This is a genomic window from Acidovorax sp. FJL06 (genome assembly GCF_003852545.1).
Lineage (GTDB): Bacteria > Pseudomonadota > Gammaproteobacteria > Burkholderiales > Burkholderiaceae_C > Acidovorax.
The window spans coordinates 1-323 of the sequence record NZ_QAJR01000110.1 but is presented as its reverse complement, the minus strand read 5'-3'; the positions used below and the strand labels follow the sequence as shown (position 1 = coordinate 323).

Below are 323 nucleotides of genomic sequence, written 5' to 3'. Positions count from 1 at the left end.
CGACCCGCTGGGCGACCTGATCGCTCAGCGGGCCACGGGCCCGGCGCACACACCCAACGCGCCCCCCGCACCGCCCGTGGTGGCCACGGCCCCCGCGCCAGCGCCGCCGCCAACCGCCCCCCCTGCCCCGGCACGCCCCGGCAATCGCGCCACGGCCACCGAAACCGACCGCATCATCATCGTGGCGCTGGACCCGGGCCACGGCGGCGAAGACCCCGGCGCCATCGGCCCCGCAGGCACCCGCGAGAAGGACGTGGTGCTGCGCGTGGCCCACCTGCTGCGCGACCGCATCAATGCCACCACCGTGGGCGGCAACCCCATGC

General features: G+C 77.4%; 1 protein-coding gene. It reads left to right on the top strand.

From position 1 onward, the window contains the following. On the top strand, positions 1-323 hold a 323-nt coding region (locus tag DBV10_RS22720; protein ID WP_148090356.1), incomplete at both ends, for an N-acetylmuramoyl-L-alanine amidase.